The organism is Aliiroseovarius zhejiangensis, from assembly GCF_014656375.1.
GTDB classification, from domain to species: domain Bacteria; phylum Pseudomonadota; class Alphaproteobacteria; order Rhodobacterales; family Rhodobacteraceae; genus Aliiroseovarius; species Aliiroseovarius zhejiangensis.
The window spans coordinates 421,131-436,088 of record NZ_BNCH01000002.1 but is presented as its reverse complement, the minus strand read 5'-3'; the positions used below and the strand labels follow the sequence as shown (position 1 = coordinate 436,088).

13 protein-coding genes are annotated in these 14,958 nt (G+C 62.3%); 10 read left to right on the top strand and 3 right to left on the bottom strand.

Annotated features, from left to right (window positions below; genetic code table 11):
• The first annotated feature begins 18 nt into the window (after positions 1–18).
• Genes IE188_RS06835 through IE188_RS06820 form a run of 4 tightly spaced genes read left to right on the top strand, consistent with a single transcriptional unit; the run spans position 19 to position 4,097 of the window.
• The gene (locus IE188_RS06835) at positions 19–1,080 is read left to right on the top strand and encodes a LacI family DNA-binding transcriptional regulator (protein ID WP_268246018.1); all 1,062 of its coding nucleotides are present in this window, start codon (positions 19–21) and stop codon (positions 1,078–1,080) included.
• Between the two features lie 33 nt (positions 1,081–1,113).
• The gene (locus tag IE188_RS06830) at positions 1,114–2,445 is read left to right on the top strand and encodes a GH1 family beta-glucosidase (protein WP_191285711.1); all 1,332 of its coding nucleotides are present in this window, start codon (positions 1,114–1,116) and stop codon (positions 2,443–2,445) included.
• Positions 2,442–3,401, top strand: a complete 960-nt coding sequence (locus IE188_RS06825) for a glucokinase (protein ID WP_191285710.1) — start codon at positions 2,442–2,444, stop codon at positions 3,399–3,401. Before IE188_RS06830 ends, IE188_RS06825 begins: the two co-directional genes overlap by 4 nt.
• Before the next feature lie 39 nt (positions 3,402–3,440).
• Complete coding sequence (locus IE188_RS06820) at positions 3,441–4,097, top strand: NnrU family protein (RefSeq protein ID WP_191285709.1); 657 nt, start codon at positions 3,441–3,443, stop codon at positions 4,095–4,097.
• Here IE188_RS06820 and IE188_RS06815 read toward each other — a convergent pair.
• Positions 4,072–5,046, bottom strand: a complete 975-nt coding sequence (locus IE188_RS06815; RefSeq protein WP_191285708.1) for a GlxA family transcriptional regulator — start codon at positions 5,044–5,046, stop codon at positions 4,072–4,074. The two genes, IE188_RS06820 and IE188_RS06815, sit on opposite strands and share 26 nt — an antisense overlap.
• Positions 5,047–5,126: 80 nt before the next feature.
• Here IE188_RS06815 and IE188_RS06810 point away from each other — a divergent pair, with 80 nt between their 5' ends.
• The 5 genes from IE188_RS06810 (at position 5,127) to IE188_RS06790 (ending at position 11,668) form a co-directional block, all read left to right on the top strand.
• Complete coding sequence (locus IE188_RS06810) at positions 5,127–6,038, top strand: BKACE family enzyme (RefSeq protein ID WP_191285707.1); 912 nt, start codon at positions 5,127–5,129, stop codon at positions 6,036–6,038.
• Entirely contained in the window at positions 6,035–7,429 is a 1,395-nt protein-coding gene (locus tag IE188_RS06805; protein ID WP_191285706.1) for a carnitine 3-dehydrogenase, read from the top strand. Before IE188_RS06810 ends, IE188_RS06805 begins: the two co-directional genes overlap by 4 nt.
• Positions 7,429–8,589, top strand: a complete 1,161-nt coding sequence (locus IE188_RS06800) for an acyl-CoA dehydrogenase family protein (RefSeq protein WP_191285705.1) — start codon at positions 7,429–7,431, stop codon at positions 8,587–8,589. Before IE188_RS06805 ends, IE188_RS06800 begins: the two co-directional genes overlap by 1 nt.
• 262 nt (positions 8,590–8,851) lie before the next feature.
• The gene (locus IE188_RS06795) at positions 8,852–10,882 is read left to right on the top strand and encodes an acetate--CoA ligase family protein (RefSeq protein WP_191285704.1); all 2,031 of its coding nucleotides are present in this window, start codon (positions 8,852–8,854) and stop codon (positions 10,880–10,882) included.
• The gene (locus IE188_RS06790; protein WP_191285703.1) at positions 10,883–11,668 is read left to right on the top strand and encodes a carnitinyl-CoA dehydratase; all 786 of its coding nucleotides are present in this window, start codon (positions 10,883–10,885) and stop codon (positions 11,666–11,668) included. It begins immediately after the preceding gene.
• Between the two features lie 4 nt (positions 11,669–11,672).
• Here the strand turns inward: IE188_RS06790 and IE188_RS06785 are convergent, their stop codons facing one another.
• The gene (locus tag IE188_RS06785) at positions 11,673–13,556 is read right to left on the bottom strand and encodes an SLC13 family permease (RefSeq protein ID WP_191285702.1); all 1,884 of its coding nucleotides are present in this window, start codon (positions 13,554–13,556) and stop codon (positions 11,673–11,675) included.
• 219 nt (positions 13,557–13,775) lie between these two features.
• Between IE188_RS06785 and IE188_RS06780 the strand changes: the two genes are divergently transcribed.
• Positions 13,776–14,267 carry a hypothetical protein gene (locus IE188_RS06780; protein ID WP_191285701.1) on the top strand — a complete coding sequence of 164 codons (492 nt, stop codon included), beginning with the start codon at positions 13,776–13,778 and terminating at the stop codon, positions 14,265–14,267.
• Positions 14,268–14,358: 91 nt separating this feature from the next.
• Here IE188_RS06780 and IE188_RS06775 read toward each other — a convergent pair whose 3' ends face one another.
• Positions 14,359–14,841: a fasciclin domain-containing protein gene (locus IE188_RS06775; protein WP_191285700.1), complete on the bottom strand. Its 483-nt coding sequence runs from the start codon at positions 14,839–14,841 to the stop codon at positions 14,359–14,361.
• Positions 14,842–14,958: the final 117 nt, after the last annotated feature.

Here is a 14,958-nt window from a genome sequence, read left to right as displayed (position 1 = left end):
ACGGGTACTCAAACCGCTTTGGAGCGTCGCGCCCGACCCATGACCCTGAAAGAACTGTCCGATCTTCTGGGCTTGTCCCCGACCACCGTCAGCCGCGCGCTGAACGGCTATCCTGAAGTGTCGGAAGCCACGCGCAAACGGGTCGCCGCCGCGGCGCGCGAACATGGTTATGCGCCCAACACGCGGGCAAGGTCTCTGGCCACCGGGCGCGCCATGGCGATCGGGCACGTGATCCCGATCAGCGCCAAGCACGAAATGGTGAATCCCGTTTTCGGTGACTTCATCGCGGGCGCGGGCGAGGTTTATTCCCGCAACGGCTATGACATGCTGCTATCCGTCGTCCCCGATGCCGACGAAGAAGCCGCCTATCGCAGTTTTCTGACCAAGCGAAACGTGGATGGCATCATCCTGCATGCCCCCACCCTGACCGATCCGCGCATCCCTCTTCTGAATGCGCTTGGCCTGCCTTTCGTCGTCCACGGGCGCAGTTCAGAGATGGATGCGCCCTATGCCTGGGTGGACGTGAACAACACACGCGCCTTTCAGCGGGCCACCGAGTTTTTGCTGGATCTGGGGCATCGGCGCATCGCGCTGGTCAACGGGCTGGAACATATGGATTTCGCCATCCGCCGCCGCGCGGGATACGAGGCGGCGCTGACCGCACGCGGCATCGCCCCTGACGCAGACCTGATGTTTGCAGGCGAAATGACCGAGGCACAGGGCCATGATATCACCCGCGGGCTTCTGGCTCAGCCGCACCCGCCGACCGCCATTCTGGTCAGTTCGATGATCTCCGCCATTGGTGTGCGGCGCGGGATCGAGGAGATGGGGTTGCGCATGGGGCGCGACGTGTCGCTGATCACCCATGATGATGAACTCAGCTATTTTCGGAACGGGGCCGACATTCCTGTCTATACCGCCACACGGTCCTCGGTGCGCGAGGCCGGGCGCAAGGCGGCGCGCATGCTGGTCGATATCATCGAAGGGAAGGACACCCCCCGCGACATCCTGCTTGAGGCCGACCTGACCCTGGGGCGGTCGACCGGCCCCGCCGCGCCGCTTCGGATGGAAACCGGCTGACCACAAGGCCATATACCCCAGAAAGACATGAAGATGCTGCCACATCGCACTGATTTTCCAAGTGACTTCCTGTTTGGCACCGCCACCTCGGCCTATCAGATCGAAGGCCATGCCAAGGGCGGTGCCGGGCGCACCCATTGGGATGATTTCGCCGCCACACCCGGCAATGTCGCCGGGGCTGAAAACGGGGCCGTGGCCTGTGGACATCTGGACCTGTGGGCCAAGGATCTGGATCTTGTGAAGGGCGCCGGGTTCGACGTTTACCGCTTCTCGACCTCCTGGGCGCGGGTGCTGCCCGAGGGGCGTGGCACCCCCAACCCGGCAGGGCTGGATTTCTATGACCGGCTGGTGGACGGGATGTTGGAACGTGGCATCAAACCCGCCGTGACGCTGTATCACTGGGAACTGCCCTCGCCGCTGTCTGATCTGGGCGGCTGGCGCAATCGCGATATTGCAAGTTGGTTTGCCGATTTCACCGAAATTATCATGTCGCGCATCGGAGATCGGGTCTGGTCCGCCGCGCCCATCAACGAACCTTGGTGCGTGTCATGGCTCAGCCATTTTGAGGGCCACCATGCCCCCGGCCTGCGCGATATCCGCGCCACCGCCCGCGCCATGCACCATGTTCTTCTGGCCCATGGCCGCGCGATCGAGGTGATGCGCGGGTTGGGCATGTCCAACCTGGGCGCGGTCTGCAACATGGAATTTGCCGCCCCTGTCGATGACAGCGCGGGCGCGCAGCGCGCCGCACTGGTGCAGGACGCGATCTACAACCGGTTCTTCCTGTCGGGCATCACAAAAGGCACCTATCCGACCGAGGTGCTGGAGGGGATCGAACCGTATCTTCCCCCCGGCTGGCAGGATGATTTCGCCTCTATCACGGCGCCCATCGACTGGATTGGCGTGAACTACTACACCCGCAAGATCTATGGCCCGGTGGATGACCCCTCTGCCCCTTGGCCCGCAACGCGCGAGCATGACGGCCCCCTGCCCAAGACCGCCATGGGGTGGGAGGTTTATCCGGACGGGCTGGCCCATTTCCTTAAAACGGTGCCGGAGTACACCGGATCCCTGCCCATCTATGTCACCGAAAACGGGATGGCCGGGCTGGTGGAGCGCCAAGGCGATCCGACCCATGACCCCGACCGCATCGCCTATCTGGCCGATCATATGCGTGTGGTGCAGGATGCCATCGCAGGAGGCGTCCCGGTCAAAGGCTACTTTACCTGGTCGCTTCTGGACAATTATGAATGGGCCTTGGGCTATGCGCCGCGTTTCGGGCTGGTCCATGTTGATTTCGAGACCCTGACACGCACGCCCAAGGCGTCCTATCATGCACTCAGAAAGGCCCTGACGCGCCCATGACTTCCCTTTCGCTTGTCGCCGATGTGGGTGGCACCAATACCCGCGTCGCCCTTGCCCGTGGCAAAGACCTGTTGACCGACAGCATCGTCAAGCACCGCAACGCCGATCATGACGGATTGCCGCAATTGCTGGCGGCCTATCTGGACGGTCAAGGCCACCCCGCTTGCAAGCGGGCGGCGGTGGCCATCGCTGGCCCTGTCAAGGACGGCGCGGGGCGTCTGACCAACCTGAATTGGGACATCGACAAGGACCGGTTGGCGCTTGTCGCAGGGGCGGATCGCGGCGCGGTGATGAATGATCTGCAGGCACAGGGCCATGCGCTGGGGCATATCGACCCGAACAATCTGGTGACGTTGAAACAAGGCGCGGACGAGAACCCCAACGCTGCCATGCTGGTCATTGGCGTGGGCACCGGGTTCAACTGCGCCCCGGTGTTTCAGACCGCCAAGGGCCGGTTCGTGCCGCCGTCCGAGGCCGGGCACCTGACCTTCGCCGCGCGCGGGGCAGACCAGTGGGACCTGTCGCAATTCCTCGAGGCCAGGCTGGGCCATGTCGGGGTCGAAGACATCCTGTCCGGGCGCGGGATGGAGCGGTGCTATGCCTGGGCTTCGGACCGGGCGGGCGACGGCAAAACCGCCATCACGGCCGAGATATTCGCCCAGGCCGATGCGGGCGACCCCGTGGCCTTGCGCGCGATTGGGGCCTTCGTCACCGCCCTGGGCAATGTAACCGGTGATCTGGCGCTGACGCTTCTGCCCTTTGGCGGCATCTATCTGATCGGCGGCATGTCCCGCGCGGTGGCCCCGTGGTTTGACCGCTGCGGGTTTGACGCGGCAATGACTGACAAAGGGCGGTTTGGCGAATTTCTGAACGCCTTTTCCGTCCGTCTGGTCGAGGACGATTATGCCGCACTGTCCGGCTGCGCACATTTTCTGGCACGCACCGACAATCAGTAATAGAAGACCCTCGGCAAACAGCATCAATCGGAGGCCACCATGATCGGATGGGGCGCGTATTTCCTGGCGTTTCTTGTGTTTTTCCTGACCCATTCCATTCCCGTCCGCCCAGCGGTGAAATCGCGGCTGGTCTCCTTGCTGGGCGCGCGGGGCTTCACCTTCGCTTACTCGCTTCTGTCGATTGCCGTCTTGGCGTTGGTGATCGTGGCCGCCGGGCGCGCGCCCTTTGTAGGGCTCTGGGATTGGGAGCCGTGGCAAAACCACGTGACGCTGACCGTGATGTTTCTGGTCTGCGTGATCGCGGCACTGGCGCTTGGCCGCCCCAATCCACTGTCTTTCGGGGGGTCGAACAATGATCGCTTCGACCCCGACAATCCCGGCCTGATCGGCTGGATGCGCCATCCTCTGTTGGTCGCGCTGTTTCTGTGGGCGTTCGGGCATATGGTTCCCAATGGCAACTTGGCCCACGTGATCCTGTTCGTGGTGTTTGCAGGTTTTGCCCTTCTGGGAATGTGGATCATCGACCGGCGCAAGAAGCGCATTCTGGGTGCGGATGAATGGTCACGGCTGGCCGATACGCGGCGCGAGATCACGATCACGCAAAGCGGCCTGATCCGCGTCGGCATTGCCGTGGCGCTCTATGCCCTTCTGCTGTGGCTGCACGGCCCGGTCATCGGCGTCGAGCCGCTGTTGTAACCGGGGCATCGCGCGCGGCGTCGCGCGGGGTCAGGCCAAACTCAGCACGAAAGGCGCGGGCAAAGGCGCTCGCATCGCCATAGCCTGCACGCAGCGCCACCTCGGCAATCGAGGTGCCGCCGTCTGCCAGCATCCGTTTCGCCGCATTCAGCCGCAACCGGCGATAGACCTGCCGGGGCGTGGCCCCGAAGTGACGCGCGAATCGCTGTTCCAGATCGCGCAACCGGCAGCCCGAGCGGCGGGCCAGATCCGGGATGGTCAGGGGCGTTTCGATATGCGCCTCCATCTCGCGCAGGCAGACCTCGACCCGGCGGTCACCGCGCACCCGGGTCAGGGCATGGGGCGTGGTCATGCTGTCGGACATGAACAGCTGCGTGACTTCTAACAGAAGCGCTGCGCCGTGATCGTCCTTGATCAGGTCACAGGCCAGCTCATAGGCCGCCATTCCGCCACTGCACGTGATCCGGTCGCGATCCTTGACCCAACGGGCGCGCTCCACCTCGATTGTCGGGAACCGTTCGGCAAACGCGTCCAACAGGTCATAGTGGATGGTGGCCCGCCCGCCGTCCAGCAGCCCCGCCGCCGCCAAAAGCCAGCCCCCTGTATCAACCCCGGCCATGGTCTGAAACCGCCCGGCCAGCACGCGCAGGGTCTTGGCATTGCCCGGCGTGGCATGGGCCTGATAATCATAGCTCGCCACAGCAAACAGAGTATCCCCCGGCCCCAGATCCGACAGCCGCACCGTCGGCATCACCGGCAAGCCGCTGGAGCTGTGAACCACACCGTTCTCCGGCGCACCGATCTGCCATTCATAGGCCTGCCGACCCAGAAGCATGTTGGCCGCCCGCAACGGCTCCAACAGGTTGGCAAGCGCCAGATTCGAGAAGCGATCGAACAGCAAAAAGCCGATACGGCGTGGTTTTTGAGTGGATTTCGACCAAACCTGCATAATTTTGATTAATTCTGCATAACACGCCCGTCAATCCCGGACATCATAAATGAACACGCGAACCAGATGCCGAGGACACCATGCCGCTCTCCATGAACACCGACGTTTTCATCACCTGTGCCGTGACGGGGTCGGGCAGCACGCAGGACCGATCCCCCCATGTGCCGCGCAGCCCCAAACAGATTGCCGACAGCGCGATTGCTGCTGCGAAGGCGGGTGCCGCCATCGTGCATTGCCATGTGCGCGACCCCGAGACAGGCATCCCCTCGCGCGATCTGAAGCTCTATCGCGAAGTCACGGACCGCATCCGCGATGCCGATGTGGACGTGGTCCTGAACCTGACCGCCGGCATGGGCGGCGACATCACCTTCGGCCCAACCGATGCGCCGATGCCGGTGAACGACGCGGGCACCGACATGATCGGCGCGGCCGAACGTGTGGCCCATGTGGCCGAATGCCTGCCCGAAATCTGCACGCTGGATTGCGGCACGATGAATTTTGCCGAGGCCGATTATGTCATGACCAACACCCCCGGCATGTTGCGCGCCATGGGGCAGATGATGACCGACCTTGGCGTGAAACCCGAGATCGAGGCATTCGACACCGGCCATCTGTGGTTCGCCAAGGAATTGGTGAAAGAAGGCGTGCTGGACGCCCCTGCCCTTGTGCAGCTGTGCATGGGTGTGCCGTGGGGCGCGCCCGACGATCTGAACACCTTCATGGCGATGGTGAACAATGTGCCGGACGACTGGACGTTCTCGGCCTTTTCGCTGGGGCGCAACCAGATGGCCTATGCCGCCGCCGCCGTGCTGGCGGGCGGCAACGTGCGCGTGGGGCTTGAGGATAACCTGTGGCTGGGCAAGGGCGAGCTTGCGACCAACGAACAGCTTGTCACCCGTGCGCGCGGTATCATCGAAGCCATGGGTGCGCGCGTGATTGGCCCTGGCGAAGTGCGCGAAAAGCTGGGGCTGGTGAAAAGGGCACCCAAATGAAGGCGGCCATTATCGGCGGCGGCGTGATCGGCGGCGGCTGGGCCGCGCGGTTTTTGCTGAACGGATGGGACGTCGCCGTGTTCGACCCCGACCCCGAGGCCGAACGCAAGATCAGCGAAGTTCTGATGAACGCCCGCCGCGCCCTGCCCGGGCTTTACGACACCGCGCTTCCGCCGGAAGGCAGGCTGACCTATCACAGCGATCTGGCCCAATCTGTTGCAGGTGCCGACTGGGTGCAGGAAAGCGTGCCGGAGCGGCTGGAGTTGAAGCACAAGGTTCTGGCCGACCTGATGCAATACGCCCCCGACGAGGCGATCATCGGATCGTCAACATCAGGCTTCAAACCCTCGGAACTGAACGAAAAAGGCGCGCGTGCGATTGTCGCGCATCCGTTCAACCCGGTCTATCTTCTGCCATTGATCGAGCTTGTAGGCGACGCCGACACCTGCGCCCGCGCCGCCGACATCCTAAGCGGTATCGGCATGTTCCCCTTGAAGGTCCGCAAGGAAATCGACGCCCATATCGCCGACCGTTTCCTGGAAGCCGTCTGGCGCGAGGCGCTCTGGCTGGTCAAGGACGGCATCGCCAACACCGAGGAAATCGACGAGGCAATCCGCATGGGTTTCGGCCTTCGCTGGGCGCAGATGGGCCTGTTTGAAACCTACCGCGTCGCGGGTGGCGAAGCGGGGATGAAACATTTCATGGCGCAGTTCGGCCCCTGCCTGTCCTGGCCGTGGACCAAACTGATGGACGTGCCGGAGTTCACCGACGAATTGGTCGACCTGATCGCAGACCAATCCGACGCGCAATCCGGCCATATGTCGATCCGCGAATTGGAGCGGCTTCGCGATGACAACCTCGTGTCGATCCTGCGCGCCTTGAAGGCGCGCGGTCCGGGGTCTGGCGCGGGCCGCGTGGTCCGCGACCACGAAGCGGACCTGTGGCACGCCATGACCGATACCACCCCCCTGCGCACCGTCGCCCGTGACGTGCCCATCGACTGGACCGACTATAATGGCCACATGAACGAAGGGCGCTATGGGCAGGTGTTTTCCGACGCCGCCGACCGCGTGATGGCGCATGTGGGCGCGGATGCGGATTACATCGGCTCAGGCCTCAGCTTTTTCACCGCCGAGACCAACATCAAGTATCTGGATGAATGCCACGCGGGCGAAGCGGTTTACGTCGACAGCACAGTGACGCTTGGCGAGGGCAAGAAACTGCGCCTGTGGCACGAGATGCGCCGCAAAGCTGACGACAGCCTTCTGGCCACCTGCGACCAGTTCCTTCTGCATGTGGACCTGACCACGCGCAAATCCTGCCCGCCCCGCGCCGATGTGGAAGCCCGCGTCGAAACACTAGCGACCCTGCACGCGAGAGGAACTACCTGATGCATTTCGGATTGTCGGAAGAACAGGACATGATCGTCTCGACCGTGCGCAGCTTTGTCGAGAACGAGATTTACCCGCACGAAGAACTCGTCGAACGCACCGGCCAGGTGCCGCACGAGCTGGGGCAAGAGATCAAGCAAAAATGCATCGAACTGGGCTTCTATGCCTGCAACTTCCCTGAAGAGGTGGGCGGCGCGGGGCTCAGCCACCTCGACTTCACGCTTGTGGAACGCGAACTTGGGCGCGGGTCAATGGCGCTGACCCATTTCTTCGGGCGACCGCAGAACATCCTGATGGCCTGCACAGGCGATCAGCGTGACCGCTACCTGCTGCCCGCCGTGCGGGGCGAGAGGATGGACGCGCTGGCGATGACCGAACCGGACGCCGGATCGGACGTGCGGGGCATGAAATGCTCGGCTGTACGGGATGGCGGCGATTGGGTGCTGAACGGGTCAAAACACTTCATCTCTGGCGCAGATCATGCTGATTTCTTTATTGTTTTCGTTGCGACAGGTGTCGATGACACCCCGAAAGTGCCAAAGAAGCGCATCACCTGCTTTCTGGTCGACCGCAGCACAAACGGGTTTGAGGTGCGCGACGGCTATGCCTCGGTCAGCCATAAAGGTTACAAGAATTGCATCCTTGATTTCGACAATTGCCGCCTGCCCGATACGCAGGTTCTGGGCGAGGTCGATGGCGGCTTTGCGGTGATGAATGAATGGCTCTATGCCACGCGCCTGACGGTGGCGGCCTTCTGCGTGGGCCGTGCGCGACGCTGCTTTGACATGGCGCTAGAGTACGCCGCCGAGCGTAAGCAGTTCGGCCAACCCATCGCCAAGTTCCAAGGCGTCAGTTTTCAGGTCGCCGACATGATCACTGAAATCGACGCTGCCGATTGGCTGACCCTCTCCGGCGCGTGGCGACTGGACCAGAACCTGCCCGCCAACCGCGAAATCGCCTCCGCCAAGCTCTACGCCTCCGAAATGCTGGCCCGCGTGACGGACACCACGCTACAGATCTTTGGTGGTATGGGCCTAATGAACGACTTCCCGATCGAACGGTTCTGGCGCGACGCCCGCGTCGAGCGCATCTGGGACGGCACATCTGAAATCCAGCGCCACATCATCAGTCGCGACCTGTTTCGCCCCCTGGGAGCATGAGATTCAATGCCTTCGGCGAGGATATTTGAAGCCAGAAGAAACGCAGGAGGACCCATCGGATCCCCCCGCGCGTTGAAACACCTGATCGTGCTTCTCCTGGCGCGGTCATCGGCGTCCCCGCCTGTACCGCTCGTTCCTTATGCGCGGACAAGGTTAATAAATCGTTGCTTCTTCTGTCCAGAAATATCCCGGGGGGAATTGGCCAACGGCCAAGGGGGGCAGCGCCCCCGCACCATCCACCCATTCGCCCGTGGATGCGATCATGCAACCTGATCTCTCACGTCTGCTGCGACCCAGGTCGATTGCCGTCATTGGTGGCGGCGCTTGGTGTGCAAATGTGATTGAACAATGCCGCAAGGTCGGTTTCAAGGGCGATATCTGGCCGGTGCACCCCACACATGAAACGGTGGGCAACCTGCCGGCATACCCGACAGTTGATGCCTTGCCTTCCGCGCCGGACGCGTGCTTCATCGGCGTCAATCGGCACGCGACGATCGAGGTGGTCCGCGCCCTATCCGACCGCACGGCAGGTGGTGCGGTCTGCTTTGCCTCGGGCTTTGCCGAAGCCAGCAGCGAATGTGCCGCAGGGGCGTCGCTTGCGGCGGAATTGCTGGGCGCGGCAGGCGAAATGCCGATCCTCGGGCCGAATTGCTATGGGTTTCTGAATTATCTGGACGGTGTGGCCCTGTGGCCGGATCAGCATGGCGGCATCCCCTGTCAGAGCGGCGTGGCGCTGATCACCCAGAGCTCGAACATCGCGATCAATTTGACCATGCAAACGCGTGGTCTGCCCGTGGCCTATGTGGTCACGGCGGGCAATCAGGCGCAGGTCGGGTTGGCACAGATCGGTGCGGCCCTGCTGGATGACCCTCGTGTCACCGCGCTGGGTTTGCATATCGAAGGGATCGGCGACATCCGCGCGCTCGAGGATCTGGCGGCGCGGGCACGCAAGCTGGGCAAGCCGATTATCGCGCTGAAGGTCGGGCAGTCCGATCACGCGCGGGCAGCGACGATTTCGCACACGGCATCGCTTGCGGGAAGTGACGCGGGCGCGCGGGCCCTGTTTTCGCGCCTTGGCATTGGGCAGGTCACATCTCTGCCCGCCTTTCTTGAGGCATTGAAGCTCGTCCATGTGGCCGGGCCGCTTGCATCAAATCGTGTGGCCTCGATGTCATGCTCGGGGGGGGAGGCGAGCCTTGTCGCAGATGCGGCCCACGGTAAAGGCATCTGCTTTCCACCGCTGGATACCGACCGCGCCGCCCGCTTGCGCGCCGCTTTGGGGCCGATGGTCGCGCTGGCCAACCCTTTGGATTACCACACGTATATCTGGGGCAACGCCCCTGCCATGGCCGAGACATTCACCGCCATGATGGCCCCGGACTTGGGATTTGGGTTTGTGGTGCTCGACTTTCCGCGTGGTGATCGCTGCTCGGCGGCGGCTTGGGATGTGGTGATTGACACTGTCAAACAGGCCCACGCAGCAAGCGGGGTGCCGATGGGCATCGTTGCCACGTTGTCCGAGAACATGCCCGAGCGGATTGCGCAGCGGCTTGTGGCTGAGGGGATCGTGCCCCAGTGCGGTCTTGACCATGCGATGGACGCGATCGAGGTCGCCGCTGCCCTTGGCCGTCCGCACACCCGGCCCGAACCAGTGTTTCTGGCCGAACCACGGTGCACCGGCGCGCTGAGCGAGGCGCAGGCCAAGGTGGCTCTGTCCCGCCACGGCGTGACCATTCCGCGCGCCCATCGTGCCGAGAGCCCTGACAAGATTGCCCGGCTGGCCAGCGACATCGGCTTTCCGGTCGTTTTGAAGGGCGAAGGGCTGGCCCACAAGACCGAAGCAGGTGCGGTCAAGCTGAACCTGACGGACAAAGATGCAGTGCGCGCGGCCGCCACGTCGATGACCTGCGACAGCTTTCTGGTTGAGGAAATGATCACCGGCGCCATTGCCGAGCTGTTGGTCGGCGTCACCCGCGACCCGGCGCATGGGTTTGTGCTGACCGTCGCGGCGGGTGGTATCCTGACCGAGCTGTTGCAGGACAGCCAGTCGCTTCTTGTGCCCGCAACCCGAGCCGAGGTGCGCGACGCCCTGATGCGGCTGAAGATTGCACCTCTGCTCAAGGGTTATCGCGGGACCGCGCCCGCCGCTCTGGAGGCGGTGCTTGACACCGTGATGGCCGTTCAGGCTTTTGTCATGGCATCACCCGCGCATGAGATCGAGATTAACCCCCTGATCGTCACCGCGGACCGCGCGGTGGCCGCCGACGCCCTTATCCGAACAGGAGACAGTTGAATGACCGACACCCCCATCAAGACCCACCGCGACGGCCATGTGCTTGAGGTCACGCTGGACCGCCCCAAGGCCAATGCCATCGATCTGGCCACCAGCCGCATCATGGGCGAGGTATTCACCGCGTTTCGCGATGACCCCGACCTGCGCGTGGCGATCATCACCGGCGCGGGCGAAAAATTCTTCTGCCCCGGCTGGGATCTGAAGGCGGCGGCGGACGGCGACGCGGTTGATGGTGATTACGGGTTGGGTGGGTTTGGCGGCTTGCAGGAGCTGCGCGGGCTGAATAAACCGGTGATTGCTGCGGTAAATGGCATCTGCTGCGGCGGCGGGTTGGAGCTTGCCCTGTCCGCCGACATCATCTTGGCCGCCGATCACGCCAGTTTCGCCCTGCCTGAAATCCGATCCGGCACCGTGGCCGATGCCGCCAGCATCAAGCTGCCCAAGCGCATCCCCTATCACATCGCGATGGAGATGCTGTTCACCGGCCGTTGGCTGGACGCGGACGAGGCCGCGCGCTGGGGCTTGATCAACCACATCCACCCCGCCGCCGACCTGATGGCCGAGGCACGCAGGATGGCCGCGCTCATCGCGTCTGGCCCGCCGCTCGTCAACGCCGCAATCAAGGAGATTGTGCGCGAGGCTGAGGATATGAAGTTTCAGGACGCGATGAACCGGATCACAAAAAGCCAGTTTGCAACCGTGGAACGGCTTTATCGGTCTGAAGATCAGCTGGAAGGCGCCCGCGCGTTTGCCGAAAAACGCGATCCGGTCTGGAAGGGCAAGTGACGGCTTAGAACACCACGTTCAACATGACCAGCGACACGATCAGAAAGATCACCGTCATCACGCCGCCACTTTTGACGAAATCTTTCACTTTGTAGCCTGCCGGCCCCATGATCAGCGCGTTCACCTGATGGGTCGGGATGATGAAGGAATTTGACGTGGAGATCGCCACCGTCAGGGCAAACAGCGCCGGATCCCCCCCGGCGGCGACCGCGATGGACACCGCCAGCGGCACCAGAAGCACCGTCGCCCCGACATTCGACATCACCAGCGAAAACGCGGTGGCCAGGATCGCAATCCCGGTCTGCAAAGACCAAAGCGGCCAGCCGTCAAGAAGCGTCAGGATCTGCTGCGCGATCCATTCCGCCGTGCCGGTGTTATGCACCGCCTGCCCCAGTGGAATAAGGCTTGCCAGCAGAAAAACCGTGTTCCAGCCGACCGCCTGATAGGCCTCGTCGATCGAGATCACGCGCGACAGCAGAATCCCGACCGCGCCGGTCAACAGGCAAAGAGACAGGCGAATATCGGTGAACAGGATCATCGAGATCGAGATGGCGAAGAACAGAAGCGCCCAACCGACCTTGTGGGGGCGCAATTCCTCTTGCGGGAAGTCCGATGTGATGATCACGAAATCCCGGTTTTCCTTCAATCTTGTCAGGTTGTCCCAGCGGGTATGGGCCACCAGCATGTCACCCACCTGAAACTTCACCAGTCCTATCGCGGTGGGCTTGTGATCTTCGGTTTCCACATGGCTCAGCGTTTCCTCGCCCCGGTGAATTGCCAAAAGCGACAGGCCATAGGTCTTGCGCAGCAAAAGTTCACGCGGGGATTTGCCGATCAGCTTGCTTTCAGGGGGGATGACGATCTCGGCGATGCCTGCATTGGTGGGGGCAAACTCTTCTGCGAACACATCGAGTTCCGGAAAGATCGACAGTCCGTATCTTTTGGCAAATGTCTCGACCACCGACTTTTTCCCGATGATCGCCAACCGGCACGGGGCGGCGATCTCGGCCGTCAGCACCTGCACCATCGAGGTTTTGCCGCGATAGAAGGTCGAGATGATGTATAGGTTGTTTTCAAGGTTCACATCCGCAAGGATTTGCCCAACCAGCGGGCTATTGGCAGGCACGTCAACCTCGTACACATTGGCTTTGATGCCATAGACCCGCTTCAGATAGGCCGACATGCCCTGCCCCACGGACGCCCGGTCGGCCGAGGCCTGCTCGGGCAGCACCCAGCGCCCCAGCAGCAGGAAATAGAGAATACCGCTCAGGATCAGAACCGCGCCGATGGGGGTGACGGAAAACAGCCCGAAGGCCGGAATTTGCTGCGCGTCAGGCAAGCTGGTGTTCGCGGTTTCGATCAGATCGTTCAGCAGGATCAAGGGGGACGAGCCGACCATCGTCATGGTGCCGCCAAGGATCGCGCAGAAGCCCATCGGCATCGCCAGTCGGTTCAGCGGAATGCCCGAGCGGGTCGAGATGCGGCTGATCACCGGCAGAAACAGCGCCGCCGCGCCCACATTCTGCATGAAGCTGGAAATCACGCCCACGGTGGCCGCAACGATGGGCTGAATGCGCGCCTCGGTCGCGCCGCCGCGCTTCATGATCGTTGCGGCGACCTTGTTCATCAACCCGGTCTTGTCCAGCCCCGCGCCCACGATCATCACGGCAATGATCGAAATCACGGCGTTCGAGGCAAACCCGTCAAACAGGTGACTGACCTCGGCCAGATTGGACATGGCGGGGATATAGCTCAGGATGCCCAGGATCACGAGGATCAGGATGGCGGCCAGATCGATCCGTACGACTTCGGTCACGAACAGGAAAACGGTGAAGGCCAGCATTGCGCAGACGACACCCATCTCAAGCGAAAAGGTCAATGTTTCCATGCTGTCCCCCCATGGTGTGCCACGATCCTTGCGCCGTGATCATCACCCGTATCTTAACTTAGGGGGAACGTCCGCCTGAAATCAAACTCTAAGGATTTCAACGCTGGTTGCCCAAGGTTCAGGCTTGGGTTCATCGCGCCCCGCGCAGACGCGCACGCGCCTGCGGATCGGTGTCGTTTCGATCCGGGAACTTTTTAACAAGAGCCGCGTTGACCCCCCATGAAACAGAAACGAGCTAAAAAACTGTTCCCGATCGCCCTTGCGATCACCGCCGCCTCGGCCCTGTCGGCAATGGCCTTGCAGACCCTGCCTGATACGGGGCCCAATACGGGGCCAAACTCGGGCCTGCGCCCTGAACTTGCCCTGCCTGCCGCCTTTGACCCCGTTCTTGTGGGTCGGAGCGCGGGTCGGTTGAACATCTATGAACACGACCTCAACCCGATCCTGGGTGCCCCGGTCTATGACACGGCACGCAATTTCGCCGGGCACGTGGCCGAACTGATGGTCAGCGCCGAGGGCGACGTTCGCGGAATGGTCCTGTCCGTGCCGACAGCGGATGGCGTCGCAGTCAAGCGCGTCGCCGCGCAGTCATCGGAGTTTTCAGTGATCGACCCGACTGTGGGCAAGGTCGTCGTGCTGACCAAGATCGCGCGGGCCGACCTGCAGGACCGGCCGGAGTTTGCACCCGATTACGCCACTGATTTTCATTAACCCATCAAAGTCTTTTCATTGACCAATTTATCAAAAGAGAAACCCGGCAGCATGTCCCAGCTGCCGGGTTTCGTTCCGCGAGAGGGTTCGCTTACTTGGGCATGATCACCGCGTCGATCACGTGGATCACGCCGTTCGAGGCCTCGATGTCTGCCTGAACGACATTCGCGCCGTCGATCTTCACGCCGTCGGTTGCGTCGACCATGGCCTTGGCGCCATTCACGGTTTCGACATCCATGCTCTTGCCTGCGATGTCACCGGACATGACCTTGCCGGGCACCACGTGGTACGTGAGGATCGCGGTCAGCTGATCCTTGTTTTCAGGCATAAGCAGCGTTTCGACCGTGCCTTCGGGCAAAGCTGCGAAGGCGTCGTCCGTTGGGGCGAATACGGTGAACGGACCTTCGCCTTTCAGGGTGTCGACCAGGCCTGCGGCCTCAACCGCGGCGACCAGCGTGGTGAAGCTGCCGGCACCGACTGCGGTGTCCACGATGTCCATGGAGTGGTTGTCGGCCATGGCCGGGGTGGCCAGAAGCGCGGCGGTGGTGATCGAAAGAAAGGTTCTGCGAAGCATGTTGTTTCCTTTTCTGTATCCCAGTTGGAAGTTGTATCGAGGATACGGAAAGGGGCGCGAGGTGGATCACTCTGCGCTGAATTATTTTTTCTGAAAGGCGTCCAAACCCAGGATTTT

What these genes read in the sequence shown, in the direction of transcription:
- IE188_RS06830 (WP_191285711.1), top strand. Translation starts at nt 1,114, where the DNA reads ATGCTGCCACATCGCACTGATTTTCCAAGTGACTTCCTGTTTGGCACC.
- IE188_RS06825 (WP_191285710.1), top strand. Translation starts at nt 2,442, where the DNA reads ATGACTTCCCTTTCGCTTGTCGCCGATGTGGGTGGCACCAATACCCGC.
- IE188_RS06820 (WP_191285709.1), top strand. Translation starts at nt 3,441, where the DNA reads ATGATCGGATGGGGCGCGTATTTCCTGGCGTTTCTTGTGTTTTTCCTG.
- IE188_RS06815 (WP_191285708.1), bottom strand. Translation starts at nt 5,046, where the DNA reads ATGCAGGTTTGGTCGAAATCCACTCAAAAACCACGCCGTATCGGCTTT.
- IE188_RS06810 (WP_191285707.1), top strand. Translation starts at nt 5,127, where the DNA reads ATGCCGCTCTCCATGAACACCGACGTTTTCATCACCTGTGCCGTGACG.
- IE188_RS06805 (WP_191285706.1), top strand. Translation starts at nt 6,035, where the DNA reads ATGAAGGCGGCCATTATCGGCGGCGGCGTGATCGGCGGCGGCTGGGCC.
- IE188_RS06800 (WP_191285705.1), top strand. Translation starts at nt 7,429, where the DNA reads ATGCATTTCGGATTGTCGGAAGAACAGGACATGATCGTCTCGACCGTG.
- IE188_RS06795 (WP_191285704.1), top strand. Translation starts at nt 8,852, where the DNA reads ATGCAACCTGATCTCTCACGTCTGCTGCGACCCAGGTCGATTGCCGTC.
- IE188_RS06790 (WP_191285703.1), top strand. Translation starts at nt 10,883, where the DNA reads ATGACCGACACCCCCATCAAGACCCACCGCGACGGCCATGTGCTTGAG.
- IE188_RS06785 (WP_191285702.1), bottom strand. Translation starts at nt 13,556, where the DNA reads ATGGAAACATTGACCTTTTCGCTTGAGATGGGTGTCGTCTGCGCAATG.
- IE188_RS06780 (WP_191285701.1), top strand. Translation starts at nt 13,776, where the DNA reads ATGAAACAGAAACGAGCTAAAAAACTGTTCCCGATCGCCCTTGCGATC.
- IE188_RS06775 (WP_191285700.1), bottom strand. Translation starts at nt 14,841, where the DNA reads ATGCTTCGCAGAACCTTTCTTTCGATCACCACCGCCGCGCTTCTGGCC.